This window comes from Nocardia sp. CA-107356, assembly GCF_050946365.1.
Classification (GTDB): Bacteria; Actinomycetota; Actinomycetes; order Mycobacteriales; family Mycobacteriaceae; genus Nocardia.
The window spans coordinates 4,556,031-4,581,748 of sequence record NZ_CP191992.1 but is presented as its reverse complement, the minus strand read 5'-3'; the positions used below and the strand labels follow the sequence as shown (position 1 = coordinate 4,581,748).

Here is a 25,718-nt window from a genome sequence, read left to right as displayed (position 1 = left end):
GCCGACCGCCAGGTGTCGGCGAGACCAGACTTGAGCGCTGGTGGGCCGGTTTCAGCAGGGGCCAATGATCGTCCGCTGGCTGCGACGGCGTCGCCCGCCATCGAGATCGACGACCGGGCGCGTGTTTTCGGCAGCGTCCTTCTCCAGCATGAGGAGCTGGACCACTGATGCATAGAGCTGTAGCCGGTCTTCGAGGTCGGCGCAGTGGGCGAGCAGTTCGGCGTACTGGGTTTTCAGTTTCTCGTAGTGGCTGGGTTCGGCCGCCGACGCAGCTGCCTGGACGGCTTTGACGCGAGCCTGGAACAGTTCTTTCAGATCGGTGTGCTGGTGGGTAAGCCGCCAGCGTTCCAAACCGGCCTCGACGGCGAGCTGAGAGACGCTGAGACGGCCCGTTGATCGCAGTGGTTTGCCGGCGAGCAGGCGGTCCATGGCGGCGAGGAGTTTCTTGCGGATGGGGTCTTTCTCGGTCGCGGCGGTCGGGGTCACTGGTGGTTCTCCAAGATGGTGTCGAGGCGGTCGAGTTCGTGTTGTTCGCGACGGTGCCGGATCGGTGGAGCGAGTGAGTCGGCGATGATATTCGCGAGTTCTTCTCTGCGGCTGCGGATTTCGGCGACGTCGCGGTCGGTGCGGGCTATGTTTTGACAACGGGGCCGACAGTCGTCGGTGTCGGGGGTCGTGAGTGGATCCTGGGCTTCGCCGCGTAGCAGGCAGGCAGCCTGCTTGGGATCGAACACGCAGGTCATACCCTTGCCGTGGAAGATCTGCAGCAGCGGATTGCCGACCAGGTCGCGAGCCTGCTTGACGCTGGTGAGAACATATCCGACGAACTGTCTGCTGGCGGTCGAGACCCGTTGGCGGTAGGCGTCGGAGGCTGGGCCGCTGACGTGTTCACCGTCCTGTAGCGCCTGTTCGTCCTCGGCCAGCTTCTCCAAGCGAGCCAGGAAGTCCTCGAAGGCGTACTCGTCGGGAAAACCGGAACCGTAGTCCCCTGCATAGCCCTGAAGCAGTCGAGTGTGAACATGCCCGTACTGGATCGCTCCGGCAACCAGCCCGCGTGGACGGCGGCGGACGAACCAGGCCAGTGTCCTGCGAAACCTCGAAATATTCAGCTGGCCGCGGGGATCAGTAGGAATGCCGCGAACCCCGCGACGGTCGCCATGGTCGTTGACCCAGGCGACGAACGCAGCGAGATCGAGTGCAATTTGACCGCCCGCGCGTGCCTGCCCCTTGCGTTTGGTGTTCGTGCGCCGCAGATGCGCTTCGATCCGGCTCGGGAACAGCAGTGGATGATCGTGCAGCCGCTCCAGCACTGCAACCGCGTCGGCAACCGGTTCGACGACCACCCAGGGGTCGCGGCGCAGGGCTCCGGCGGGGAGCTTGTTTCCGCTTGCGTCGACGACGTTCTTGAAGCAGATTCCAGACATCAGCCACAGATCGGCGGCCGCGTCGTGCTCGATGCATCCGCGGCGCAGATTGAGAACCTCCCCGGGCCTGGCACCGGACAAGTAGGCGACGATCACCAGGCACGCTGTGCTCAGATGAGTCGCCAGTGTCGCGGCTTCGTTGTAGGAGATCGGACCGTCGTGCCATGGTGTGCCGTCGAGTTGCCCAGTGATCGGAGTATCGAGATAGGCGTCGTCGGCCACCGGGATCCCGGAGTCGAGCAGCATCCGGCCTGCGGGGCAAGGTGCTGCCCGGGTATTCCAGGATCTTGCCGACGTGGGCCCAGTTGATGCCGATGGCCCCGTCCGCACCGATTTTGCCGGGTAGCAACCCGCCGGTGCTGCGCAGTCGTGCCAGTAATCGGTCATGCGTTGTTCGGCCTGCCCTACCGGTGAGCGGACGAGACGCCCTCGTTCGTGCCGTCCCTCGGTGCTGCGACTGCGCATGAATAGATATTCGGTGTGCGCGGCCAGGATGTCGGCCGAGAAGTCCTCGACGAACCGCAGCGACCACGAAAGAAGCGGCTGCATCGTGTCTTTGCCGATCCTGGGGGTGAGGTTTTCCCGGCTGGGTGTGGTCTTGCCGAGCAATTCGTAGGCGGCATCACCGCCCAAGGGCGGCAGAATCGGTAACCGCATCGGCTCGGGAAGGACACTGCGGTAGGACCATAGCCGCCGAACCTCGGTGATTCTCCGATATTTCCGCTCCAACGGGATATCGGCGTCACCGATGGCGGTGAGGTAGCCATCCAGCAGGTCTGCGGTGACCTGGCAAAACTCGGTGATCTGCTGGTTGTGCAGCCAGAGCAGGAATTCTCTGAACGACTGCCATATGGCCGGGATGCTGCGGATCGAGGACCGCGCGATTCTCATGCGGGTTATCCCGGGCGGGGAATCGGTGTTGATCAGCTGCCAGACGTAGTGCTTGGCGGCCAGCCGAAGCGGTGCGGGAACGACCGCGAAGTTCACGCTCAATGCTGTGGCGTCTGCTTCGAAAATCGCCTCGTTGAGATGCCAGCGGTCCTCACCGAACCGCGACAACCCGTCCAACCCGGTGCCGGACAGCAGCTCGCGGCGTAGCAGCACCGGGGTGTCATCGCCGGGGCATTCGACACCGTCCGGCGGATCACCGACCCGAAGCCTCTGCTGGGCAAGGGGATTCATCGCAGGTCCAGCTCTCTGTCCAAGAACCGCTCCACCAGAGCACGGTCGGCGTCACCGGCAGCGGCGCGTGCGTCGGCGATGTCGGCGTCATCGTGGCGGCTGATCAGGTCGGCGAGCTGGGCATGCGGCAGCGCGAATCGCTGTGCCCAGGACAGCGGCGTCATTTCTGCTCTGCGAGCCTCAAGTCTGTCGTGGACCAGTATTTGGATGGGCAGGTGGTGCGGTAGGGCTCTGGCGCATGGGCAGTCCAGGCATTGCATGAACGATGCCCGACACGGCTCCCCGGCCGGGGAGTGCGGGCTGTCGTCGTTTGCGATGCAGGCGTTCATCACCGTGTCCAGGTCCCCGCCGATCATCGGCTCGACGAGCATCACGTCCACCCCGTGTTCGGCAGCGACGGTGTCCGGATCGGTGCGCGCTCGCGTGATATCGGCCTTGGTCACTCTCGCCATCACCCCGCGGGCCCGCGCCTTGTCGAGCTCTTCGGCCAAGGCGTCGGCGACCACTTTGCGGTATTCGGCAAGGTTACCGCGGTTGCGTATCAAGTAGTCGTTGACCAGGGTCGACTCGGTGTGAGCGATAGGTTTCTGGTGGAGCTTGAGGTAGGTCAGCCGAATCCAGTCCAATCTGATGGTCAACGGCAACGGTCTCCCGGTTCCATCAATGGCGTCGGAGGGAAGGTTGTGCCGCCTGGACCAGGCCGACATCCAGGTGTCCGGATCGAACCGGCGCAACCCCCGGCCGGCGCTGCCGTTGGTGCTGCGGTAACCCAGGAGCAAACTGTCGACACCGGCGATCTCCCGGGAGCGAGCGGTCAGTTCGACGAGCAGAGAGTAGACACCGAACGGTGTGTGCAGCTCGTCGCGGGCCGACAGCTGGTGCGGGCGTTCGGGAATGCTGATCCAATCCGGGACTTCCGACAACGCCATGGTGATGTGAGCCCGTCGGCCGCGGCGCGGTTTGCGCGCATCGAGAATCGCGGTCGCCAGCTCCCCGCTGTGCCCGTCGGCGCGGTGGTGCGCTGCGGTGACAGCAGCGATCACGCTCGGATTCTGGCCGGTCATGATGCTTAGCTGGATCGCTGCCGCGGTGACCTCATCTCGGGTGAGATGTGCCCAGCCGACGATACTGACGACACTTCCGAACCGAAACACCCACTCCAGAGGCATTTCTCGCGTGCCACCGGACCCGAGCCGGCCGGTTCGCCGGGGAACCTCACCGTTGCGGTCGACGAAATCCAGCAACTCCAGACGCCGATCGGGATCCTCCAGCCTCCCCTCGCGGTATTGCTCGAGCACCAGCCGGTTCCCGCGGATCCGGGCCGCAGCAGCCCGAAGATCCCCGCGGGCCGCATCGGCGAGACGCTTGAACTCGGCCCGGCTGTAGCTGTTCTTCCTCTCCGCCTCGCGGATTCGCCTGCGGGTCTTCTCATGAAGTTTGATCACCACCGCCTCATCGAGACCCTCAGCATCCCGAAGCAGCCTCTTGAACACCTGCAGGTCCCGAGCGGGGTCGGCGACCGCCCCTCGACGGCTCTGGTGATAGCCATCGATATGTTCCGGAGTCAAGTGCCTCATCTCCGAAGGCGGCCAAGCCAGCGACGCCAGATAAGTTGCGAAGAAACGGATCTGGGCGAAGGTCAACTCCATCGACCGTATCGAAGCCAATCCGGATCCCGGCGCGGTCCGGCGGGCGAACGCGGTCGCCAACCCGCGCTGGATCTGCGAATCGACTGGCAGGCCCGCGAAATCGAGAACTCGTTGCCCGCTACCGTCCTGAGCGAAACACCGGACGACCAACCCCTCACCGAAAAGCCCTCGCGCCGTCGCGGTCCCTCAATCCGGCATCGTGGCGTGGCGTCCGCGGCGGCTCACCGGGCCGATCCCAGCGGGTCGCTGATAACCTGCGGGTGCTCAGCGAATGCCTGTGCCATGAACTGCCCCACCGGGAATCCGTCGGCGTGGGCCAGCAGCACCTCCACCTCCAGATTCCGAAACGGTGCCAAGTAAACGTTTTTCGTGGTCTCCACTCGGCGATGACCAAGCATCGTCTGCACCAGGCCCCAGGTGTCGCCGAACTGGACGCGGAAGTCTTTCACCTCCTCCTGGCTCAGATGCCCCAGCCGCACGGCGTAGACGAGCTTGCCGATCGAGAACCACTTCAACGCGTGGGAATGCCGGTGCATGTGGGCGGTGCAGGTGAAGTTCGCCAGCCCCAGATCCGCAATTCGGCGATTCGAGACCTCGAAGGTGTGGTGCCAGCCGTGCGGATCTCGCGGCATCCCGTCCTCGTTCAACCACAACCACACCGGCTCCAACCCCGCCGACGTCTCACGAAACAGCTTGCGCCGCAGTGCTGGCCGGATCAGATTCCAGGAGCGGCTCACACTGCCACCATCACTGCCCGGAATCACCACCGAGCGGCCGGAACGATGGACGTTCACGATCCGTACCCCAGGCAGCTCCGCGTAGCGGCCGTCGGCCTGGGCCTGGCGCGCCGCGCGAGCCCGGGCGCCTTCGACATACGACCAGACTCCGCTCAAGGGGCGACGCGGAATCCAATACCGGTGCCCGTAGCCACCTTTGCCGCAGCTGTCCGCGAGTACGCAGGTGAAGAAGCTACGGCCGGCCTCCAGCCGCGGCAGCTCCGGTACCACCACACTCGCCCATTCGCTCAACCGCAGACCCGTACCGTAGAGGCCATCGACGAACGCGGCATCTCGCTGCTCGTTTCGACCTCGCCACGACATATCACGCCGACCGTCGAGGTTCCTGCCCCGCAGACCCAGATCCCGCCAGCGGCCGATCGCGGCCGGATCCAGCCACTTGACATCGGCTTCGCGCGTCGCGCTGGGGAACTTCACCTCAGCGAAAACATCGATGACGTCGCGATCGCGGCCAGCAGCCCACTTGTAGAACTTCTTGCATGCCGCAACGTCTTTGGAGAACGTCGAGGTACCCACTGTCGAATCGTTGGCAGGATCGGTCAACCGCCAGAACTCGAACTCCTCCGCGTCATCCTCCGTCGCATCCCACCACCGGCGATGCCGGGTCTCGAGGAAGTTCAGCCACAACGCCAGCGAGTGCGCGTAATCACGGTTCGTCGTCTCGGCCAGAACCCGCATCTTAGGAGATCCCAGAAACGCGTTCACTCGTAGATCAGGAAATCCGCTGGGGGCCAACATAAATCGCTGACCATGACGAATCCCCAACTCCTGTATCCAGGGGATCAGTTCAGACTTCCTGTCCGCCACCGCATCAGGGAGACCATCCCAAGAACGCTCCAGGTCAAGCTGATGCACAGTCCAACACCCAGCACCCAACAGTGCCACTCTCCTTCGATGATCGAGTCATCGAACCACAACGGGAGGACGGCTATAGAAGGTCGGCTGCTTCTCGGTCCATCGGAGTACTGCTTCCGTTGCCCATGGTCATGCCTTCCTGGTGGCGGCGGCCGGGCACCAACCCAACGGCCGTATAACCGGCCGCCTGGTGTTTGTGTGGGTTGTTGTCGGCCACGTGGGCATAGCCTCACGTTCCGGCTCCCGGCGTCGGCGAAGCCTGACGCGAGCTTGTTGCAGTAGCGGCGCGTTGTGCCGAGGCCCGCCGAAGGCTGGACCATCCCACAGGGCGGAACTTCTAACTGGCGGCCGGCCGCTACTACGCCTTCGCCAGTTCCAGACATCGATTGCGCAACACATCCATGGTCGCACCGGTTTGCCATGTTGATGTGCCGAACGCAACCAATTCCGGCACGAGGTGGCTTAATTGCCGATGGCGCGGGCGACCTGAGCGAGCACCAGACTTGCGAACTGGGCGGCGTCGCTGACGGTCATCTCGTGGCCGCCGTCCCCCATGTCCACGACGATGGTGGTGAGCTGTTCTCCTGCCGGGTGATCAGAACGTGCGAGGACCACACGCCTGGGATTGGCGCGGTCGGCCACGCGCATGGTTTCGTCCTTCGCGAAGTGAAAGTGTCCACCGTCGGGTTCGTCTGGGTCGTGGTGGCGTTCACACCATGATGGGCAATTGCGTAGTTGGGCCGCATTCGACATGCCGGAGCCTCCCCTTGATCTTCTCGGCGCGAGAGGTTCCCAGCGTACTACCGCGAGTTCGCGGGGGGCAGTCGGTCACTGCGGTTGTCGTTCAACTAGCGGCTTGGGCGACCTGAACCGACCCCGGCCAGTCTGGAAGCTGTCGGCGCACCGCGAACGTACACCGTGCGCGAAATCGGTCAGGCTGAGCCCAATGGGAGTTAATTCGCACGCGGCAAGTGCGATGGCTTGATGGCGGCGATCGCCTCGCCGACCAAGTGGGCCTTGAAACGCTGAACTTCGACCAATCTCACCCCCGACTGGCCGACCGAGTCAGCGAGCAGGCCTACCCATCCGGTTCCCGAGCTGCGCAAGATCAGAGACAAACTTGACAGAAAGGTCGCGCGATTCGGCGTCGTCAGCGCTCAGTGCCCGGAAGATATCGAGCACCCTGGACGGGCCTGCCTGGCCGTCCCTGACCCCGGCCCCGGCCAGCCGGTGAAGTTCTCGCGCGACCGCGGCGAGCTTGAGCTTTCCGGGATCGATGTGGTGGATCAGTTCCCCAGCCTCGTGCACCAAGTCGTGGATCGGTGTCACGGGTTCTGCGCACTCATCTTGCATACGTGATGCCAAGACCAGTATCTCGTCCAATCCGATTCTCTGGCAGACAAGCCCGAACCAGTAGTTATTCAGTAGTTCAGCATTCGCTTTGAGCGCATCGAAGGTGAAGTCGGTACTGAATCCGGATGGAACCACCTCGGCGGGTAGCCCTTGTTGCGACGGAGAGAGTCCCATCTGTATCCGCGCACTGATGAAATAGCCCCCGTTGAGGTCGACCGCCGCTGCGGGCAGCTCCCCTTGGGAGAAGCGCGGGTACTGCTCAGGTTTCAGCGTGGAGCGCCGGACACCGGCATACATTCTGCTCCACACGTCGCTGAGGAATGCCTGGTGACTTTTGGCCTCCTCACAGCGTTGACGGGCATCGCTTTCGGTACCGGAATCGAATGCCTTCAACACGGCCATTCGGACGGCGATAGCGTAGGTGGCAGCAGGCAGTGCCCAGCGGTGATCCCACACCAAGCCCTCCACAGTCGCCGGTGCCCTGTCCGGGATCCATGCCATCCATTCATTCGGGTCGCCAGCCCAGGAAATGGCCTTCAAACTCTGCGGCCGGAGCCAGTATCCGCTATCAATATTCGATGCGAAGGTGTCCACGGCGAGCGCCGAATCGCGCTCGGCCAGCGCGATCTTGGCTGCCCACACGCTGTCGCCGCGGGGGCGACCCGCTTCGAGATAGGCTGCGGCAGTCTTGAGGGCGGTCGAGGAATGGGCCCTGAGAAAGGCGAGGTTGTCGCCGCGAGCGGTCTTCCATGTGGCGAGCTGAAGATCCTCGATCCGATTCAGTGCAGTGTCGATGCGCCCGAGTGCTGCCGCGATGGGATCCGCACCAGCACCACCGCTGTTCATCCATGTGATGAGTTTGTCGGCGATATCTACGGCCTTGAATGGCATCTCGACCAAGTCCACCGAGTTTTTCAGCGTCTCGAGGCCTGGAATCGAGGGGTCGCCTGCACCACCCGCACTGCGCAATGTCAGTGTTTCCAGGACTCTTCCCGCATATGTAGCGGCGAGGCCGTTCGCGACCTCGCTGGTGAGCTCGGCGACATTTCCAGGACCGTCGACTGGCGGACTCCACGAACCATCTGAGCGGATGTAGGACTGCGTGCCTGGAATGTGGAAGACAATCTCACTCATCTAGCCTCGTTCGCATCCGTGGTGGACGGCCGCCGGCGGGCAGTCGTGAAATTGTGCCCCAGTCTATGGTGGCCAGACAGTCACCGGCAGTCGTTCGCGTCAACTGCCCAAGCGACGCCGTGTGAGGGTGGCCGTCGCTCGGCTGAAGACTCGGTATGAAGCCGATGGGATCGGCGAACTGTACGACGAGGAACGTTCCAGCACAGCGATACCGACCCCCTCTGAGGGCGTCTCGGCCGATACACTATGGCTTCCAAAGCGCGGCCCGATCGGTTGCTGCGCCCTCCGCAGCGGGCCGGATTCGCAGCTCATCTGCACACCGGTGCGGAGTTGCCGGCCTATCGTGGTCTGCGACCCGTTGCGCTCGTGGGTTTGCACACGCCCAGGAACATGCGGTAGTAGGTGTTGCCGTCGTCGATGGTGCTGGTTTCGATGCTGATCGAGCTCAGTCGGTTCTCCCCCATGCGCAGGTGCAGGTGCTCGGTGGCGTGGCGGCCGTAAGCGATCTCGGTGCTGGTCGTCCATAATCGGTAGAAATCCTCGTTGCGGCCCAGCCGCGTCAACAACTGCTGCGCCAAAGCTGATTTCCGGTGGTGGCCCACAGCCGCTTTGAGCATCTGTACCATCACATGCGCTTCGCGCTCCCACTCGAGCAGGATGTCCTTGGCGACGGGCAGGAAATGCCACACCACCAGGTTGCCTGCTCGATCGAGGTCCGGAAATAGCTCGTATAACCAGTGATTCGCCACCAGCACATGCCACAACGGGTCGAAATACCCCGCCAACATGTGTGCTCTGGCGAGGTCGTCGAGCCGCTCCAGCACGGCAGGAGTCGCACGTAGACGGGCCCGCATCTGTTCGTGCCCCACGAGGTCGAGGGAAGGTTCGCGGAGGTTGCGCAGGTGTTTGAACTGTGCCGAGGACAGCTCGTACCCGATCGCGAGGAACTTCAGTGCCTCTGGCCTCGGCACACGAACGCCGGACTCGATCTGGCCGAGATAAGCGGCGCTCAGCGGTATATGCGCGCACGCCTTTTCCCGCGACAACCCTTTCAGCTCACGGATCTGCAGCAGGTATCGCCCCAAAGTCGGCGGCTCCAACCCTGGATGCGGGTTTCCCGCCATCGCCACACGGCCGCCGGATAGTTCGCTGGTCATCGTCGAGGTACTCCTTCTCCGCTTAAACGGCAATCGCACGATGTTTCCTGCGCAGCCGCGTTGGTGGACTGAATCTCCGTAAGGCACGGTCACTTTCATGTGACGAGGCGATAGGACGCCAACCGCCATCCGTTCTCGGTTCGCCGGACCATGGCCACCGCGCGTAGCACGCGGAATACCGTTGTGCTGCCGTCGAGATGCACGACGGTTTGGGTGATGGTCGCGCTGACATTGCACTGTTGGTCGGTTGCTGGGGCTGTCTGCTCGATGTGGGTCGCGGCAGTGATCACGTCACGAGAAGCGCGCCACCCGGACCACTGCGGCAGTTCACGGATACCGGTTGCGGGTGGGCTGTCGGCATCGCGGGCGAGTCCGTCGGTCAGCCACGGTCGTGCCCGTGTGAGCGCCGCACCGGCGGCTGGGTCCGACACCGGCCGCCACCCGAAGATGGTTGTCAGGGCGTGGGCGACCACGGTCTGCGGATCGGCGTCGTCCGGGACCGGACCGTGCACATGTAGTTCGGCATCGCCGACCGGGGGGTGTCGGTCGGTGGCCTCGTCGCGGTGCCGGTCGATCAACACGGTCGCCACGATCAGCACTGCGAGAACAATTCCGACGACGCCGAGCCGAGTCCTTGTGCTGGTCATCGTGGTTCACCATCACAGTCCGTGAGCGGATCTGACCCCAATAGCGGTGCACGCGGTCGGCTGTGTGGCCGCCTGGTTGCCGATAAGATCGAATTAGTCTCCAACACAACGGTTTTCGGTCGATTCATTTCTCGGGATGCTGCTGTTTCTGGATGCCTGGCTTGCTCGCGCGCGTCGTCGGCGCGGGGACCGGCCGGGCAGGTGCGTCGCCGGAGAGCGCCGCAGTAGGTCGAAGTGTGTTGCGTGGTCGCGGCGGAATCGGCTGGGGCTGGTCGCGGTTGTGGGGCTACGGCGCACCCGGTGAATCGTCGGGTTGTGATGGTGGGCATATTGGTTCCTTGGTTGTAGTCAGCTCAGCGTCTTCGCGAATTGGGGTGTCATGGCCAGGATGTTGTCGACATACGGTCGGGTCTGGACTTGGTAGTCGCTGGCGCCGGAAGGAAATCCACCAGAGGACAGGACCGCGCCTTCGCCAGCGTTGTAGGCGGCCAGATATAGTTCGGCGGGCCCAGCGGGGGCGTGGACCTTGCCCTCGGCGATCCAGGTGTCGACGTGTTTGGCGATGGCGCACATGTAGCGGCCCTGCCCGATGATCGCGTCAGGTGGATCCCACACACTGGCGTCACCGTCGCCGTCGGCGTCGATGACATAGGGTTGCCCGTCGTCGGGATCGATAGCGGCCGCAGTGCCGGGTAAGAACTGTGCGATGCCTTGGGCACCGGCTTCGCTGCCCGCACGCGGGTTGAACCCGGATTCCTGTTTGCCCTGCGCCGCCAGCATCGACGCGGGGATCTGCGGGCACAGCGATCCCGCTTTGCGGTACCAGGGTTCGTATTCGGGTGGAACCACACCGGGCGCGAGGTCGTCGTCGACCGGCACGCTCGGGCATCCGCCTGTGGTTGGGGCGGTGCCAGGTGAGCGCGCCGTGCCTGTGATCGGTGAGCTGTCGGGGTAGCCGCCGCCAGCGGTGGTGATATGGACGTGGTCCATGTGGTTGGCGGTGTCTCCCCAGCCCGCGTTCGTCATCAGTTGTGGCTCGCCGTGGGCCGGGTGGTACACCTGCCTCCAGATGATGTAGTCGACATGCAGGGCATCGGCGTTGGCGAGCACGAAGTCGCTGACACTGTCTCCCAACGCTTTTCCCTCGCCACTGGTGTAGTCGGGGATCATCACGTCCACAGCCCGGCCGGAGGGATGGTCGGGCAAGCTGTCGTATTCGCGCCAGCCGCCGAACGTGGTGATCTCGGGGAATCGGACAGCGAGGGTGCGCATCACCCGGATCGCGTCGATTTGAAGGTTGGCTTCGGAGCCCCTGTCCGCCGGTACCGGCGCCAGAGGGGTCTCGGGGCCGGGTACAGCCACCGCGATGTCCGGATTCTTTGTCGCGTCGGTGCTGATGTCGGGGGCGGGGGGCGTGGCGCCGCCGGGTTCTGCAGCGTCAGCCAGCCAGGTCTGGGGGTCGATCGGTGTGCCGCCGGATAGTCGCCCTCCGCCGGTCCAGGTTTCGAAGTGCAGGTGTGCCCCGTCCGGGCCCGGGGGGTCGGTGCTCCCGTTGTATCCGACCCTTGCGATTTGCTGACCGGCGTGCACGCGGTCGTTGACACCGACCAGCATGTCGCTGGAAGTGTCGAACATGTGCCCGTACACCGTGGACATCGCCTCGCCGCCGATATTGGAGTCGATCACGATCCACGCCCCGAACCCGGTCGCCGGCCCCGCGGCGACCACCACGCCATCGGCGGCGGCGTAGATCGGTGTTCCAGCCGACGCCGCCCAGTCCAAGCCCTGATGAAACTCTCCACCCCCGCGAGGTCCGAATCCCGAAGCAAGAACGTAGGTTCCGGACTTCATCGGCCGCACCTTCCTCGCACCGCCTGCCCTAGCGGGAGACGGCGTCGCGCAGCTGGTTTGCACGTCGTCGAGCATCGTCAGCACGACCAGGCTCGTCGCTACAACGCACACCAGCACCAGCATCGCCAACACGCTCACCGGTCTCACGGCAGCCACCCTGACCGGCACGGCACCCCTCGCGGATCAGCGCACCGGTATTCACCGGATCGCCACCACGCGAACGCGACTTCACTGGCCAGCCGAGAAGCCAACACTGATGGCAGACACCAGATTTCACTGCCCAAGGCGACCTCGACCGTGTAGCCACCACGCGCCCTCCCCCCATCCCCGCGGGAAACAGCGCGGTCGCCGTCACGCTGAGTCGGCAGTAGATGCGCCCTCGGCCGCATTGTTGCCACCCGAACACGACGGTGCGCACACGTGCTGACCATGCCGACCGCGTTCACGACCCGGGATCCGCACCGGTATCGGGCGGCCCATCCGGCGACAGATGCGGGTCGGCGGCGGTGTCAGACTGCCGGCCAGTCACAATCCCGGACGGCATGGCCGCGTCGAGCAGTTCTGCGACATCGGATGATTCGGTCGCGCTTGATTCGTCGCCCGCTGTATCTACCAGCGCGTCGTCGGCCTCGCGGCGGGAACCGAATTTGGGAACAGGTGCCAGTGGTGTGTGCCGAGCGGCATCAGGGCTCGGGGCGGACACAGTCACCCACGTTCCATTGCCGGTCAGTTCGCGGGCCTGATACAGGCTGCGCACGTCGATCTGCGCCAGGCCGGTGCCGCCGCTGACTCCTGCATTGAACTCGACGTCGTCGAGGAGTCGTCGCATCGTGTCCGGTGATCGCGTCCAGTCAGCGATCGCGCCTTCTGCGAATATCCAGGCGCGGCACAGAGCATCGTCACGGCCGCGCCACTGAGTGGAGATCTCGGCGGCGCGGCCGAGTAGCCGGTCGATCTCGGCGTCTGTGTCGGCGTGCTGGGCGCCTTGCCGCATTCATAGACTCGGGCGAGTTCGGCGCGCATAACCTGTTCGCGCCAGTACGCGGCTTTATCGAAGTAGTGATGGGGGTTTGTGTAGTCACGGGTGGCGCCACCGTTGCGCGGTTCGGTAGTCCACCACCGCAACCCCGCGGCTGCGCCTGCTGCGCTCTCAGCGCCGGGTACTTCCTCATGTGATGTCATATACACACCACCAGGCGTAAGCTGTTGTGGCACAAGCTATTTCGACGCAGTTCGTCTGCGATGCGTTCCACGTTCAAGTGCGGCAACCCGGGGTAATCGCACACTGCGGACGGATCGGAGCTTTTCAGAAATTGGCCGATTTCGCCTTCTGGCTCCTCCGTCGTCGGTGCAGGCTGCGGATCGGTCATCACTACACTTCCTCCAGCTCTCTGCTGCTGCTTGTAGGTTCTCGCCGTACTTTTCGCCGCGATTCGGCATGTGGGTTCGCGCGGCTTTCTCATCGTTCTGTCGTGGACCTTTCTCGCCGAAATTCCGCTTTCTTCGGTTGCCGATCGGATTCCGTTGCCTTGTCCCGCAACCTGAAACGCCTCCGAAATTCCCGCGGAACTTCCGACGACACCGCCGCTTTCCACCTGTCCAGGTTCATTGGTCGAGTCCGTAGTCAGGACTCGGTCCCGACTGTTGAGGCGGCGGGGCGTCAGCATCGGCGGTGCCGAAATCTGGACCCTCATCCCCGAATGTGGCTTGAAGTAGATCTGCGATTGCCGCGCCGCTGTTCTGCCCCAACTGTGTATCCGGGGTATGCGGGTGATCCGACACTGCGATGACGTCGTCCTCGCGGACCAGATGTTGCATTTTGTAGCCCCTCGGTCCCTCGATCGTTGCGAGGTATCGGCGTTCGAGGGGGCCCGCAAGCAGTCCCAGCGGCACGGCCTCCGCGACGATCCGGCCCTCCAAAATGCCGATCGGCTCGTCAGAGTTAGCGCCGAACGTGTTGACCCACAGGATCGATTGCCCGGGACTCAGGTCGCCGGAGCCATCTCTGTCAAGAGCCGCAATGGCTCGTTCGGCACGCCGAAGCCGCGATCGCGCGGACGCAACATCGTTTTCCTGCCCGACCAATGCCGCAGCCTTGACCGCTACAGCGGCAGCGTCCACCTCGACTGCCACGCGAAAGCGATTTTGTAAACTGAGCACGACATTCACCGTCCTCGTGCCGGACTCGGCGACATCAGAAATGCGGACCTTTTCGGTGTGATTCGTCCGAAGAGGAGTTCCATCTCATGAGGTACGGCCGACACCCACCACCGCCCGCGCACGCCCCAACGGCAGAGACACGGACCTGCAATCTCACCAATTGCTCGGAAGCGAACACTGGGCGAATTAGCGCTGAGACAATCGAACTCAGTCATGAGAACCTACAGCTCTTGTAGGTTTCGGCGGTAGTTGTCGGCCGGCCTGCCATTCCGCACGCGAACCATGGGGTTTCCCAGCGGTTTGTCGCCGTCTTCCTCTCATTGGTTTGTCGCTTTCTTGTGGCGGGAGCGATCGGATGTATTTGCGCATCCGGCGTGGCCTGGGCTTCATCGACGCGGGTGGTCATAGCGAGAGCCCGGGATCCTGTGAGTTGGGTGCGTCGGCGGCGGGGTCGGGAACCTCTCCCGGTTCCCATTCCGGGGTTGTGGCGGGGTGGATCGCTGCCACGATCTGGGCCGAGAGGCCGACATCGCCGACTTCGCGTGGATGAACTGCTCGATCGAGTTGCGCGTGCGGCGGCTCTGTCTCCAAGGCTTGCTGTGCGCGCGCTATCAGTTCTTCCGGCGTCGTCAGCACGGGTGAGCTCGGCTCGGGAATGGGGTGGTGCAGGGTGTCGGCGATACGTTCGGATCGGCGTTGGAACCATGGGTCGCCCATGTCGTCCCAGACCTCTTCTATGGCATCGGGTGTGTCCATAACCTCGGCGGTGCCGGCCATCATTCGCGGCCAGTCGTCCATCGCATGCTCGCGGACTGTGGCTCGCTCGGTCTCGGTCATGTCGATCAGGACCGCGATAGTCTCCACGTTCGCCGCGAGCCCGGCCATATTCCGACGCTGTTGCCTGGCATCGGGCGCCGACTGTGTGGTGGAGTTGTCTGCTCGGCGTTGGCGACTGCGGAGAACCTCGACCGCAACCATGTAGCGCAACTGCCACGCGTCGGCCTTGGCTGTTTCCAGAAGGCTCGCCCGAATCGATTCCTCGAGGTGGGGGGAGTTTCGAACGTCGAGCCATTCTTGGTCTAAAAAACCGACCACACGAACTCTGTCGATACGTTGCCAGGAAACTCCGGCCGAATGCGCCCGTTCCTCGGCTTCACGCCGCTTGTATTCGTTCTCTTCACTATGCGAGTAATTCCATACCGAATTCGCCGCCGCGAGGTCGCCGACTTTCCGCAGCATTTCATCAGTCGTCGCCGACATCAAAATTCCTTTCGTCTAATACGAGAGCTAAGAAACCCCGGACCGGATTCTCATCGGTTGTCGTAAACGACAGATCACCGACAAGCGAATGGGACTACCGACAAAAATCATGGGAACCTATAGCTCTCATGCGACACCGTCCGCAGTATCGAATTCTGCGAAGCGGGCATTGGTGTCGTGCAGGCCTTCTGAGAATTCTGTGTCGCTGAATTCGAGATGGAATGGGATTCCGGGTTGTCCGCCTTCTCCGATTTTGAGGACGAACTTGCCAGTTCCCGGTGGGAGAGGGCGAATGGCTCCAGGTTGAATCGCCTCTCCGGTCAACGCTTGGGGCGCCGACCAACTGGTGACCATTGCTCGCTCGGCGGCGGTGAACGGGACAATGTCGTGGAGCCGGTTGACCTCTTCGCCGGGTAATGCGCCGAACACTTTGGCGCGGGCACGTTCGAGGAATCCGAGGGCACGGTTGATGGCGGCGTCGGTGCCCAGTGATTGCAGGTCTTTGATGCTGTGGCTGATCATGATCAGCGCTGTGGCGATGACACGCTGCAGCCGGGTGAGTTCGTCGACGCGTTCGACCATGAAGTCGCCGAGGGCGAGCACCTGCCACAATTCGTCCATGACGACCTGGAAATAGCGTTGTGGGGCGAGTTCGGCGTCGGCGAGCATGTTCAGCGCCTCCACCGCGGAGAACCCAGCACCCCAGCAGGCGAGCATCACAGCAGCTTTGAGCTTCTTGTCACCGTGGGGAATATGGGAGACGTCGATGCACACGGCGGTGGAGTCCAGGTCGATTCCTACCGTGGTGGGTGCGTTGAACACCGCACCGAACGGGCCTTTGGTCAACGCCCGCAGTGACTGGCGCAGAGGCACGATCGCGGCCGCGTAGTGTTGGGCGTCCTCCGCGGCGGCGTCGAGGCGCAGTTCGTCGCCGCCTGCCACGATTACCTCGAGTAGGTCATCGAGGATCGGCTGATCGTGCGCGGTGAATCCGCGCCCTCCGTCTTTCCGCGGTGTGTACAGCGTGCTCAGAGCGGTGGCGATGACCGTTTCCTCGAAGTCGGCGACGCGGCGCCCGCGTACGAGTTCCACTAGCGCGCAGATCAGCGCGATCTGCCGTGCGCGCAGCTCCTGGGCCAGTGTCTGCGCCCGTTCATACATTTCGGCGGCTTCCAGTTGCGCCAGGACTCGGCCCATCACTCCGGGGTCGAGGGGGTTGAGGTGGCCGTAGCCGTAGCCGAGGTCGATGACCTGGCCGCCGACCAGTTCCACCAGCCGCCGGTAGTCGGGTTTGACATCGGCCAGGATCAATGGGGTGATGCCTTGTGCGATGCCGCCGAGCACGATGCGGCGCACGAGTGATGATTTGCCGAAGCCGTTGAGCCCCAGCACGAACAGGCTCGGGGCGGTGATGAAGCCGCCTCGGTTGAACCAGTTCATCGGGTCGAAGCACACCGGCGCACCAGTGCGCAGGTGAGGCCCCATTGGGGTGCCGACCAGTGGTGCTCCGGCTCCGACCGACCACGGCCACAGTCCGACGACTTGGGCTGTGGTGCCGCGCCATTCGGCTGGTCGCCCGACTGTGGAGGCTCGGCCGCCACCGCGTCCGGCGTATCCGTTGTCGGTCAATCGCAGGGGGTGCCGGTTGAATGTGTCGTCGACTGCTGTGTGGGCGAGCATGGCGCGGTTGCGGCGGCGGTGATCGTCGCGCGAGATCAGCATCGATGCCCATGCGCCACCCAATCCTCCGCGGCGCTGGCGCGATTCGAGTTGTGCGCGCTTGTCGGGGGCGAGAACTCGCGGCCCCCCGGGCAGCGTGTCCGGTGCTCGAGTGCGCTTGCGGCGGGAGTGGTTTGGGGTGGGGCGGCGCTTGGTCATGGTCAGCTCTCGAAGATTTCGGGCACGGTGGCGTGTTCGGGCAGGATCACTCCCACCCCGAGTGATCCGGCGAATGCCGCGGATTGGTAGGTGTTGCAGCGGCGGATCGTCAGCCGTGCTTGTGTGGACAGATCGGAGACGAGCGCTTCGATGCGCGCGAGGTCTGCGCCGCGGGGCGCGGTGAGGGTGATCAGAATTCCGTAGCGGGTCAGTCCGTGCCCGCGGGCCTGTTCCTGGCGTGCCTGTTCTGCCACGGCGACTCGGATGCTGGCGGTCGCTGATACGAGTCCGCCTTTGGTGTTCTGCTCAGCGACGCGTGCGTTGCGGAAGTCGTCATCGACGATGTGGGTCGCTTCGGAGGCTGAATGCGGGCGGTACACGATCGCGATGCGTTTGCGGGGCAGGTCCGGATTCGGTTCCAGGAGCCGTTGCAGCACGCGTTCGGTGATCACCCCGGGCGGTGCTTGGGTCATTTCCCAGGTCACGCTCACCGCACCGGCATGCAGCAACTTGTCGTAACGTTGTTGTTCGTCCTGCGGTCCGGCCATCGCCCAGGTGACTGCGTGCCCTTTCGGGTCGGTGGTGGCGGCTTCGAGGTCGGCTTGCGCGGAGGGATCGTAGGCGCGGCGCACAAACGCGATGATCTGTTGGGCGGTCATCGGTTCCGCGCGAACTCCGGCCTCGGCCAGCGCCACGAGGATGCCGGGTAGTCGGCGGCCGATCTCGAGGGCTTGTTCGGCGGGGATCTTGCGGCGCTCGGGGGTGGTGGCCTCGAAGGTGATCGCGATGCGTGGTTCGAGCTGGACCCGTTGGCTGGCCAGTTGAGTCGCCAGCTCCCACATGACCTGTCGCGCGACCACGGGGGCGTCCTCGCGGGTGATCGCCGAGACTTCGCTCATCAACCGGTTTCCGGTTTCGGGCACCGTGTCGATCACGGGCACAATCGCTTTCACATCGGGCGCGCCACCCAGTGACGCCAGGAATGTCCCCCACGCGGCGACCCATTGGTCCACCAGTGGCTGATCGACGGCTTCGGCGCCTTGGGGCCACGCCCGCAAGACGATGGTGTATTCGTCGAATTTCGGCAGGTGGATCATGCCGAAGGTGTGGCCGTCGACGGCGTGGCCCTGATACAGGCGTGAGGGAGCCAGCAGCCCGGGCAGGGTCGTCGCGCCACCGGGGATGACCGAGAATGAGCCGGAGCGGTACAGGTGCTCGCCGCGGCGCGCGCCGCGAAACCACTGCCATAGCAGCACCGCGCGTGTGTATCCGGTGCGGCCGCCGATCTGGATTACCAAGGGCGCGGTGACCGCGGCACCCACCGCGAGAACGATTCCAGCAGGGAGCAATCCGAATATCGCTTGGGTGAGAACAGCGGCAATGACGACGGCACCGGCGGTGACCATCGCCGGCCACGACAATCCGAACAGGCCTTCCGCGCGTGGCCGTGATCCGGCGCTATAGGTGCGTTCGATGTGCTCTGCGCTCATCGCGGCGGCTTCCTTTCGTGCCAGATGTGTTGTGTTGGTGCGGATCTCACCGCGAAATGTGGTGTGATCCCAGATCCGGTGGCATGCGGTTCGCAGTTGTTCCGGTGGTTTGCGCGTGTCCACCTGTGACGTCGTTGCCGATTCGGTCGACCACCTTCCCTGCCCGGGTCCCGGTTGCCTGGGCACCGATGCCGCGCTGAGCGGCGGTGCGCGATCCGGAGGATGTCGCCGCGGGTTGCAGGGGGTGCGCGGCGCCTTTGGGGCCCGCCGAAGGTGACGGCGGCAGTTGCGGACGCCCGCCTGTACCGCCCGTTCCGCCGCTTCCGGTGCCGCCGCCTCGCGGTGGCGTCGGGCCTTGTCCGCCGGTCGAGACGAACCCTGCGGTTCCCGCGCCGCCGGACGCAGCGCCGCGGGCCAGCAGTGCTTTGCCTCCGGTGAACAGGGCCGCGGCGGCACCGACTGCGGCTCCGGTCGCGACGGCGCCGCTGCCACCGGAGCCGACCGCTGAGAGCGCGGGCGAAACCAGCCGCACCAGCGCGGGCAACACGAACGCCACGCTGCACAGCAGCACGATCCCGATCAGGCCGCGTTGCGCCGAGTCGAGTTTGCCGGCTTCGTTTTGTGCGACATCGGTATTCACTTGATCGGCGGTGACGAACGCGATCATGTACACCAAGGCGGCGACGGGTTTGAACAGCAGGAACGCGATGATCCAGGCACCGAGGCGCTGGTATGCCTGCTTGCCGCTGCCCGACGCTGCGGCGGTGAGCGGGAAGATGCCGACCGCGACCACGAGCAGCGCTTGGCGGATGATCGTCAGCACCGTCATCGCCAACGCACCGAGGATCCCGACGATCGCGACCAGGAACACCAGGCCGGGCCCGTAGACACCGAACCGATCGGTGCGGGCGAGTAATTCGGCCGCTCCACGCGCGTTGCCGTTGGTGGCGTCGTTGATGATCCAGCTCGACAGGCTGTCAGTCATCCGTGCCGAGGTCAGGATCGCTGTCCCGGCGACCCAGGTGGACAGCGTGCTGCGGGCGAGCATCTTGAACGCCTCGTCGGCGTGCTCGGCGGCCAGGTGCGCGCGGGCGATGCCGATTCGCACCGCCGAGATCACAATCGAGAACGCGAGCAGCCACGTTTGCAGTTGCCGGGTGTAGGAGTCGATGCGCCCCCACAGTGTTTGGGTGGGATCGGCCTGATCGCCGGGGCTGCTGAGAATGCGGTCGTTGGGGATCCAGGCCCAGCTCGTGCTCATTGTGAGGGCGTCGCCGAGTCCGCTGAGCAGGATCTCAGTGACCTTGCCGAAGGTCGAATCCCACAGTTTCGATTTGGTGGCCTCGATCGCGCTGCCGGGATGGGATGCGGCGTTGCCTGCTTTGCATACCGCTGAGGCGCCGTCGCCGAGGAAATTGCCGACTCCTGCGGGGAGTTGGGACAACATGTCGTGGATGTCGTTGCAGACCTGATCGAACCCGTAGGTCGTGGATGTGCCGGACTCGGTCGGGCCGGGGCTGGTCGTCGTCGGCCCCACACTAGGCTGAGCCAACGCGGCGGTCGCGGTGGTGACAGCGAGTCCGGCCGTCACGATCAGCAGCACGGTGATCCGGCGTAAGTAGGTTATGACCATTGGGTCCACCCGGTGAGGTCGTAGACGGTCTCGGTGGGTAGTTGGTTTCCGTTGCCGCGCAATCGCCAATCGCCCTGATACCAGACCATCGGGATTTTCGCGGTCACCCAGGAGCGGGCCTGCGCGGATTGTTCGCCGCGCACAGCCAAGCGCACCACGGCGAGGTCGTCGGCGAAGGTGTCGATGCGAAAGGCGTCGTAGGCGATGAGGGTTCGGGTGAGGGACGCTGGTTGCTGGTGCGGAAGTCTCCCAGAGTTGATGCCGGAATCGAGGGTGGCTTGATCGGCGGGACTCAGTACGAGGCGCGCGGCGCTGACCGCGCGGTCACCGGGGCGGGCCGCGACCTGGTAGAGGCTCATCGCCGCAGCCAGTGCCGCTCCCTGCGGGGTGTGAGCGTACCCGTCGGCGACACCGTCGTGGATGCGGGTCGGGCCATCCGAGGTCGAGAACGGCACGACAGCGCCATGGACCCGCTGCCAGCCGCCCTGCTCACGCAAACCTGCTGGCGCAGCGCTCAGCCAATCGGGGTCACCAGCGTGTTTCGGGGGGACAGTCTGCGCCCGCAGCGCTCCGTCTGGATTACGCGGAATATCGATACGGCGCCCGAAAAGATCGGTCTCGGGAACATCGAAGCCCTCCCCTGTGCTGCTGACTGGAGGCATCGGTGGTGCCGCCGATGTCGCGCTGGGGGGTGAGATCGTGGGTTGGTGACCGTTGGTGGTGCGCTTGATCGCGAAGGCGATAGAACCGGCGATCATGATCGCTACGAGCAGCGTTGCTGCGCCGATCGTCCACACGTTGGTCCGCTGACCCGAGTCGGTGGGCGTTGTTTTCTCTGGAGTCATTGTGGCGGCTCGAGTTTCACGACTGCGGTGATCGACTCCGCTGATCGGACACGGGGTTGCGTGGAGTCCGGGTCCGGCAGGGCAAGCCACCAGTCCCCGCCTGCCCACACCACTGTCGCGGTGTTGATGGCGACCGATGTGTCAGGGAAGCTGGTGTAGACATCGACGTGGGCTGCGGCCGGTGTGTAGTCGGTGATCGTGTATCCGCGAACTCGCGGAGCCTGGGTCGGGTCGGCGGGCGAGCGGATCGACAGCAGACCTCGCGAGATCACCCATTCGTCCTTTCCTGGCCCGCTGAGGATTTCGGATTTCGCGACGGCGGCCCACGCGTCGTCGGGTGCCAGCGACATGCGGATTGTGTGGACGATGGCGGCCAGTGCCGCGCCCTGCGGATTCTGGGTGAACCCTGTCGCGGCGGTGCTGGTGTAGTTGCGGGGGCCATCCGCGCCGACGGGTAGACCGACACCGTAGAAGTCCTGCCAGTGGATGCCCGAGGGCGTCGCCGAAAGATCCGGTTGCCTTGGGGGCGGAGCTGTGTCAGTGCGGTCGTCGGAGGCGCATCCTGTGCTCGATCCGAGCATCAATGCGGCCAGGATGACGGCTATCGCTGCCACGCCGGGGAGTTTGGGGATGGAGCGGGAGAGGTTCATTCTGGGTGTCTTTCGTGAGCGCGCGGATCACAGGAGGAGATCCATCAGCAGCGACGCCGCGATCGGCCAGGCGACGGTCGCGAAGATCCAGGACAGCAGCACGCGTGCGGTGTCTCCTGGGGCGGCCGGTGGGCCCGGGGGTGGACGGAAGTGCTCCCATCCGGCCCGTCCGCCGACCCAGGCCAGGCGGGCGATGAGGCCGGTCTCGACCAACCACAGCGTCCACTGGAACAGTTGCGATAGCTCGGTGGTGACGTCGGGAGGTAGGTGCTTGTACGCCAAGACCGTCTCGATCATGAATCTTTGCTGGGCTACTGGCCCAGCACGCCGTTCATGATCGTTCCGGCGCTGGTGGCGACGATGCCGCCGATCAACGCGCCGACGATCATCTTGGGGGATTCGATCATCCCGGCTTGCCATTTCTCCCACGCGAACTTGCCGCCGGCGAAGATCATGGCGCTCACCCCGGACAGCAGGACGAACCACATCAGATATCGCACCAATTTCTCCAGCCCTTGGCTGCCCGGCGGTGCCTCGGGTTGGTAGTTGACGACTTGGGAGAGCACTGCGCCGGCGTGCTCGGCGAGGGGCGACAGCAGCCAGCTCATAACGGTTCTCCGATCGTTGTGCTGTGGGTGTTGTGCAGGGCGGTGATCACTGCGACCAAGTCCTGGCCGAGGTTGTGCACGTCGCGCGGCGCGGCCGCCAGTTCGTCGCCGCGGGTTTTGGTGTTGGGTGCATCGCCAGGTGTCCAGACGGGCAAGTCGGTGTGGGTGGTCAACATCCACGCTTCGTGCCACCCCACATGCCACATGTGCTCGACCAGTCCGCTGTACAGATCGCGGTCGCGGCGGATCTGGCTGGGCATGCGCCCTGGACGCGCCGCGACGGTGACCAGTCCCACGACGATGCTGTCGCCGGCCAGTCCGGCGTGATGTTGGCGCAGCAGCGCATCGGCCGCGGCCAGTCCGACCGCTGTTTCCCGCGCCACCACAACCACGTAGGGGGACTCGGCGCCGATCGGTGCGGGCCAGCGTCGTGCGCAGTCCGCCGCAGGTGCTAGCGCCCGCTCCAAGCTGCTGGTGCCTGCTCCACCGTGAGCACCCAACAGCCACATCAGTGGTGGGCGTCCGTCGCTGATCGCGGTGCGGCGCAACAAAACCGGGCGATCCCAGACCGGTGCGCGTTGTCGCGGTGGTGGTGCGACCACCGCACGCGGTGTTGGTTTCCGACTGCGATGTGTATCGGCTCCGGTCGCAGTTTCCAGACGTTGAGTGGTTCGGGTCATGGTGGTCATCACCCGGTCCTCATGTGGGTTCGACCGCGGCGACCACGTTGCGATCGTCGCGTTGAGTTGTCGAAATCAGTTGGTGGTGAACGACTGTCGAGCCGAGCGGGCGTCGTTCGGTGATTGATACCGACCAGCGATCGGTGCCCGCCGCGGTGATATTCACGCAGTGGGTGGTGCCGGTGGGTACCGCATCGATCCCGGCCTGAATTTCCTCGTCGGTGCCGAATCGACCCTCAGGTGCCAGCAGTACCCGAATCGCCGCTGCGGTCCGCTCGACGTAGTAGGTGTGTTCGAGTGCCAGGATCACCTGCGGACCGGAGTCACGGGAACCCGCTCCGTTGCCACTGACGCGTTCAGGGCTGTCAAGGATCTCGCACCATTGCGCGGCAGATGTGCTCATGCCCCCTGCCACACTTGCCGTGGCTGTTGCTGGTTGTGGGGCGCTGTCCTGATCGGAGCGTGTGATCGATGTCGTCGACAGCACCCAGGCTCCCAGTGATATGACGGTGGCCGAGGCCAGGGTGGACACAAGTGCAATCCCCACTCGGCCGCGAAACCGTGTGGGGCGCAACGCTTCGCGGACCTTTGGTGCTGCTGGGTGGTCGTCGATGTCGAGTGCGTCGACTACAGTGGCGGGGTCAGGGTCCTCTGTTCGCGGCAACCAGACGGCGTATCCGGTGCTCTCGTCCATCGCGTGCGCGGCGGCGGTGTCGATGATGTCGCGACCGCTGTCCTGGTCGTCGTGATGTTCGGCTGACAGCCAGGCTGCGTAGCTGCTCTCGGAAGACTGGGGTTCGGCGGCGAGTTCCGGTGCGAGGGAACCGAATCCGGTCAGTTCTGTCCAGGCGCTGTCGTCCCATTCCGCGGAGGGACGGTCGATGTTGTGAGCGCCGGGCTTGTGGTGGCTGTTGTCGATCAACTGGTCTCCTCTCATCTGGCGTGGTGCGATGTCGGCGGGTGTTATCCCGCTGTCGCCGGTGGCACTGCGGCGCTCACACCGGGTGATGGCGCTGCGGTCGGCTGTGGTGTTGGTGAGGTCGTTGGCGCGGTGCTGGCCGGTGCGCGTGCTGTGGTGGGTGACGGGGCGCTTGGACTCGACCGGGTCGCCGGGGAGGCGGAGAGGTCGGTGATGATCGCGGTGAACCAGTCGGTGGTGTATTTCGCTGGTGCTTGGCCGGTCTCGGTGATCGGGGTGTTCAGATATGCGCCTTGCCGGTCGATCGTGTCGCTGAATTTCACCCAGTTGGTGGTGTCGATCAGTGCCGCGTTATCGGTCACGTTGGACACCACCGCTTGGAATGCTTGCCCCACCAGTCGTGTGCCGGTCGACGGCGGAATCAGTTGAGGTAACGCGCCCAGAAGTTTCTGTCCGAGTACTGCCAAACCAGCGCCGGGATTCGATAGTCCCGCAGCGGCGATTTCGGCGATGTTCGCCGGTGTGACAACCGCTTTGGCGACGGTCACGACCGCGTTGATCGCGATGGTGCCGACCTTGAGCACCGCCTTCAGTACGTTGTTGATGTCGAGCGGGGTGCGCGGGTCGCTGGCCTCGGCGACCCGCTGCGACAGCGATGTGTTCGGCGCCAACGACAGTGAGGCGAGCGAATTTCCCTGCACGTCGTTGTTGACGACATTCGTCACGGTTTTGATCGCGGTGAACGCCAACGCTTGGGTTACCGATGCCAACGCCCGCAGCGGATCACCACCCGCGTCGCCTGCCGCGCCGACGATATTGGAAACAACCTTGAGAATCGGGGCGTTCTCGGGTGCGTCACAGGCCAAGTCACCTGAAACGCAGAAGCTGGCCACGCGGCGGGTGAGGCTGCCGAATCCGGTGCTGGTGGTGCGGGTGGGGCTGATGCCACCACCCGTTGCGGGCTGTTGTGACAGCGCCGCCAACCCTGTGACGGCCTGCCCGACGGTGCCCGGCGCGACATCGGGGCGGGTTTGGCCCGTGGCGCCGGGCAATGTCGGGGTGTTCGCGCTTCGGGTGGGGTCACCGAACATCGCCACAGCCGCGATCCGGTCCGGCGCGATCCCGCTGCCGCCGCGCCCGACCTGCTGGGCGAATACTGATGCCACCTGTGCGGCGTGGGCGGAGCCGGCGACCGCGATGCGGCTTTGGGGGCAGCGGGCCAGGAAATCCGAGGCCGTCTGGCGCACTGCGGCTACCGCTCGCTCCACGCTGTGCTCGTAGGGAGTTGGGCCACCCTCGGCCGTGACGGCGTTCACCTCTGCATGAAACCGCACGTAGACACGTTCGAACGCCCCGTCCTCGGTGGTGACCAACGGGCGAAAGATCTCGCCCAACAACCCGGAGTCGGTCCTCGGGCCGGTGTCATCGGCTGCCTGGCCAGGGCCTTGAATGCCGATCGCCATGAGTTGCGGGCAGTCCTGTTGTGCAGGTTCGCCTTTCGCCGAAGGCGCAAGAAAGAGCACTGCGGTAGTGGCTGCCACCATGG

23 protein-coding genes are annotated in these 25,718 nt (G+C 64.5%); all 23 read right to left on the bottom strand.

Annotation, left to right across the window (positions count from 1 at the left end; genetic code table 11):
- Positions 1-51: 51 nt before the first annotated feature.
- Positions 52-486: a hypothetical protein gene (locus tag ACQP1G_RS20495; RefSeq protein WP_433206677.1), complete on the bottom strand. Its 435-nt coding sequence runs from the start codon at positions 484-486 to the stop codon at positions 52-54.
- On the bottom strand, positions 483-2,606 hold the full coding sequence (locus tag ACQP1G_RS20490; RefSeq protein ID WP_433206674.1) for a hypothetical protein: 2,124 nt from the start codon (positions 2,604-2,606) through the stop codon (positions 483-485). Before ACQP1G_RS20490 ends, ACQP1G_RS20495 begins: the two co-directional genes overlap by 4 nt.
- Positions 2,603-4,255 (bottom strand): hypothetical protein, encoded by a 1,653-nt coding sequence (locus ACQP1G_RS20485; protein ID WP_433206671.1) that lies wholly within the window; start codon positions 4,253-4,255, stop codon positions 2,603-2,605. The genes ACQP1G_RS20490 and ACQP1G_RS20485 overlap by 4 nt, the downstream gene beginning before the upstream one ends.
- Positions 4,256-4,476: 221 nt before the next feature.
- Positions 4,477-5,730, bottom strand: a complete 1,254-nt coding sequence (locus ACQP1G_RS20480; RefSeq protein ID WP_433206668.1) for a site-specific integrase — start codon at positions 5,728-5,730, stop codon at positions 4,477-4,479.
- Between the two features lie 639 nt (positions 5,731-6,369).
- On the bottom strand, positions 6,370-6,660 hold the full coding sequence (locus ACQP1G_RS20475; protein WP_433206665.1) for a DUF6907 domain-containing protein: 291 nt from the start codon (positions 6,658-6,660) through the stop codon (positions 6,370-6,372).
- A 312-nt stretch (positions 6,661-6,972) separates the two neighbouring features.
- Complete coding sequence (locus ACQP1G_RS20470) at positions 6,973-8,229, bottom strand: hypothetical protein (RefSeq protein WP_433206662.1); 1,257 nt, start codon at positions 8,227-8,229, stop codon at positions 6,973-6,975.
- A 503-nt stretch (positions 8,230-8,732) separates the two neighbouring features.
- Positions 8,733-9,551, bottom strand: coding sequence for a helix-turn-helix domain-containing protein (locus ACQP1G_RS20465; RefSeq protein WP_433206659.1), 819 nt, complete (start codon positions 9,549-9,551; stop codon positions 8,733-8,735).
- Positions 9,552-9,646: 95 nt separating this feature from the next.
- Complete coding sequence (locus ACQP1G_RS20460; protein ID WP_433206656.1) at positions 9,647-10,198, bottom strand: hypothetical protein; 552 nt, start codon at positions 10,196-10,198, stop codon at positions 9,647-9,649.
- A gap of 348 nt (positions 10,199-10,546) precedes the next feature.
- Entirely contained in the window at positions 10,547-12,196 is a 1,650-nt protein-coding gene (locus ACQP1G_RS20455) for a peptidoglycan DD-metalloendopeptidase family protein (protein ID WP_433206653.1), read from the bottom strand.
- Between the two features lie 295 nt (positions 12,197-12,491).
- Complete coding sequence (locus tag ACQP1G_RS20450; protein WP_433206650.1) at positions 12,492-13,043, bottom strand: hypothetical protein; 552 nt, start codon at positions 13,041-13,043, stop codon at positions 12,492-12,494.
- A gap of 184 nt (positions 13,044-13,227) precedes the next feature.
- The gene (locus ACQP1G_RS20445) at positions 13,228-13,419 is read right to left on the bottom strand and encodes a hypothetical protein (RefSeq protein ID WP_433206647.1); all 192 of its coding nucleotides are present in this window, start codon (positions 13,417-13,419) and stop codon (positions 13,228-13,230) included.
- Positions 13,420-13,654: 235 nt separating this feature from the next.
- Positions 13,655-14,218 (bottom strand): hypothetical protein, encoded by a 564-nt coding sequence (locus ACQP1G_RS20440; RefSeq protein ID WP_433206644.1) that lies wholly within the window; start codon positions 14,216-14,218, stop codon positions 13,655-13,657.
- A 393-nt stretch (positions 14,219-14,611) separates the two neighbouring features.
- Positions 14,612-15,469, bottom strand: coding sequence for a hypothetical protein (locus tag ACQP1G_RS20435; RefSeq protein WP_433206641.1), 858 nt, complete (start codon positions 15,467-15,469; stop codon positions 14,612-14,614).
- 126 nt (positions 15,470-15,595) lie between these two features.
- The gene (locus ACQP1G_RS20430; RefSeq protein ID WP_433206638.1) at positions 15,596-17,347 is read right to left on the bottom strand and encodes a hypothetical protein; all 1,752 of its coding nucleotides are present in this window, start codon (positions 17,345-17,347) and stop codon (positions 15,596-15,598) included.
- 2 nt (positions 17,348-17,349) lie between these two features.
- Positions 17,350-18,837, bottom strand: a complete 1,488-nt coding sequence (locus tag ACQP1G_RS20425) for an SCO6880 family protein (RefSeq protein WP_433206635.1) — start codon at positions 18,835-18,837, stop codon at positions 17,350-17,352.
- 46 nt (positions 18,838-18,883) lie between these two features.
- Positions 18,884-20,470: a hypothetical protein gene (locus ACQP1G_RS20420; RefSeq protein WP_433206632.1), complete on the bottom strand. Its 1,587-nt coding sequence runs from the start codon at positions 20,468-20,470 to the stop codon at positions 18,884-18,886.
- Positions 20,461-21,315, bottom strand: a complete 855-nt coding sequence (locus ACQP1G_RS20415; RefSeq protein ID WP_433206629.1) for a hypothetical protein — start codon at positions 21,313-21,315, stop codon at positions 20,461-20,463. Before ACQP1G_RS20415 ends, ACQP1G_RS20420 begins: the two co-directional genes overlap by 10 nt.
- Positions 21,312-21,929, bottom strand: coding sequence for a hypothetical protein (locus ACQP1G_RS20410; RefSeq protein ID WP_433206626.1), 618 nt, complete (start codon positions 21,927-21,929; stop codon positions 21,312-21,314). Before ACQP1G_RS20410 ends, ACQP1G_RS20415 begins: the two co-directional genes overlap by 4 nt.
- Positions 21,930-21,992: 63 nt before the next feature.
- On the bottom strand, positions 21,993-22,262 hold the full coding sequence (locus tag ACQP1G_RS20405) for a hypothetical protein (protein ID WP_433206624.1): 270 nt from the start codon (positions 22,260-22,262) through the stop codon (positions 21,993-21,995).
- 14 nt (positions 22,263-22,276) lie between these two features.
- Positions 22,277-22,573 carry a hypothetical protein gene (locus ACQP1G_RS20400; protein ID WP_433206621.1) on the bottom strand — a complete coding sequence of 99 codons (297 nt, stop codon included), beginning with the start codon at positions 22,571-22,573 and terminating at the stop codon, positions 22,277-22,279.
- On the bottom strand, positions 22,570-23,262 hold the full coding sequence (locus tag ACQP1G_RS20395) for a hypothetical protein (protein WP_433206619.1): 693 nt from the start codon (positions 23,260-23,262) through the stop codon (positions 22,570-22,572). Before ACQP1G_RS20395 ends, ACQP1G_RS20400 begins: the two co-directional genes overlap by 4 nt.
- Before the next feature lie 10 nt (positions 23,263-23,272).
- On the bottom strand, positions 23,273-24,175 hold the full coding sequence (locus ACQP1G_RS20390) for a hypothetical protein (protein ID WP_433206616.1): 903 nt from the start codon (positions 24,173-24,175) through the stop codon (positions 23,273-23,275).
- A gap of 41 nt (positions 24,176-24,216) precedes the next feature.
- Positions 24,217-25,716 carry a cutinase family protein gene (locus ACQP1G_RS20385; RefSeq protein ID WP_433206613.1) on the bottom strand — a complete coding sequence of 500 codons (1,500 nt, stop codon included), beginning with the start codon at positions 25,714-25,716 and terminating at the stop codon, positions 24,217-24,219.
- Positions 25,717-25,718: the final 2 nt, after the last annotated feature.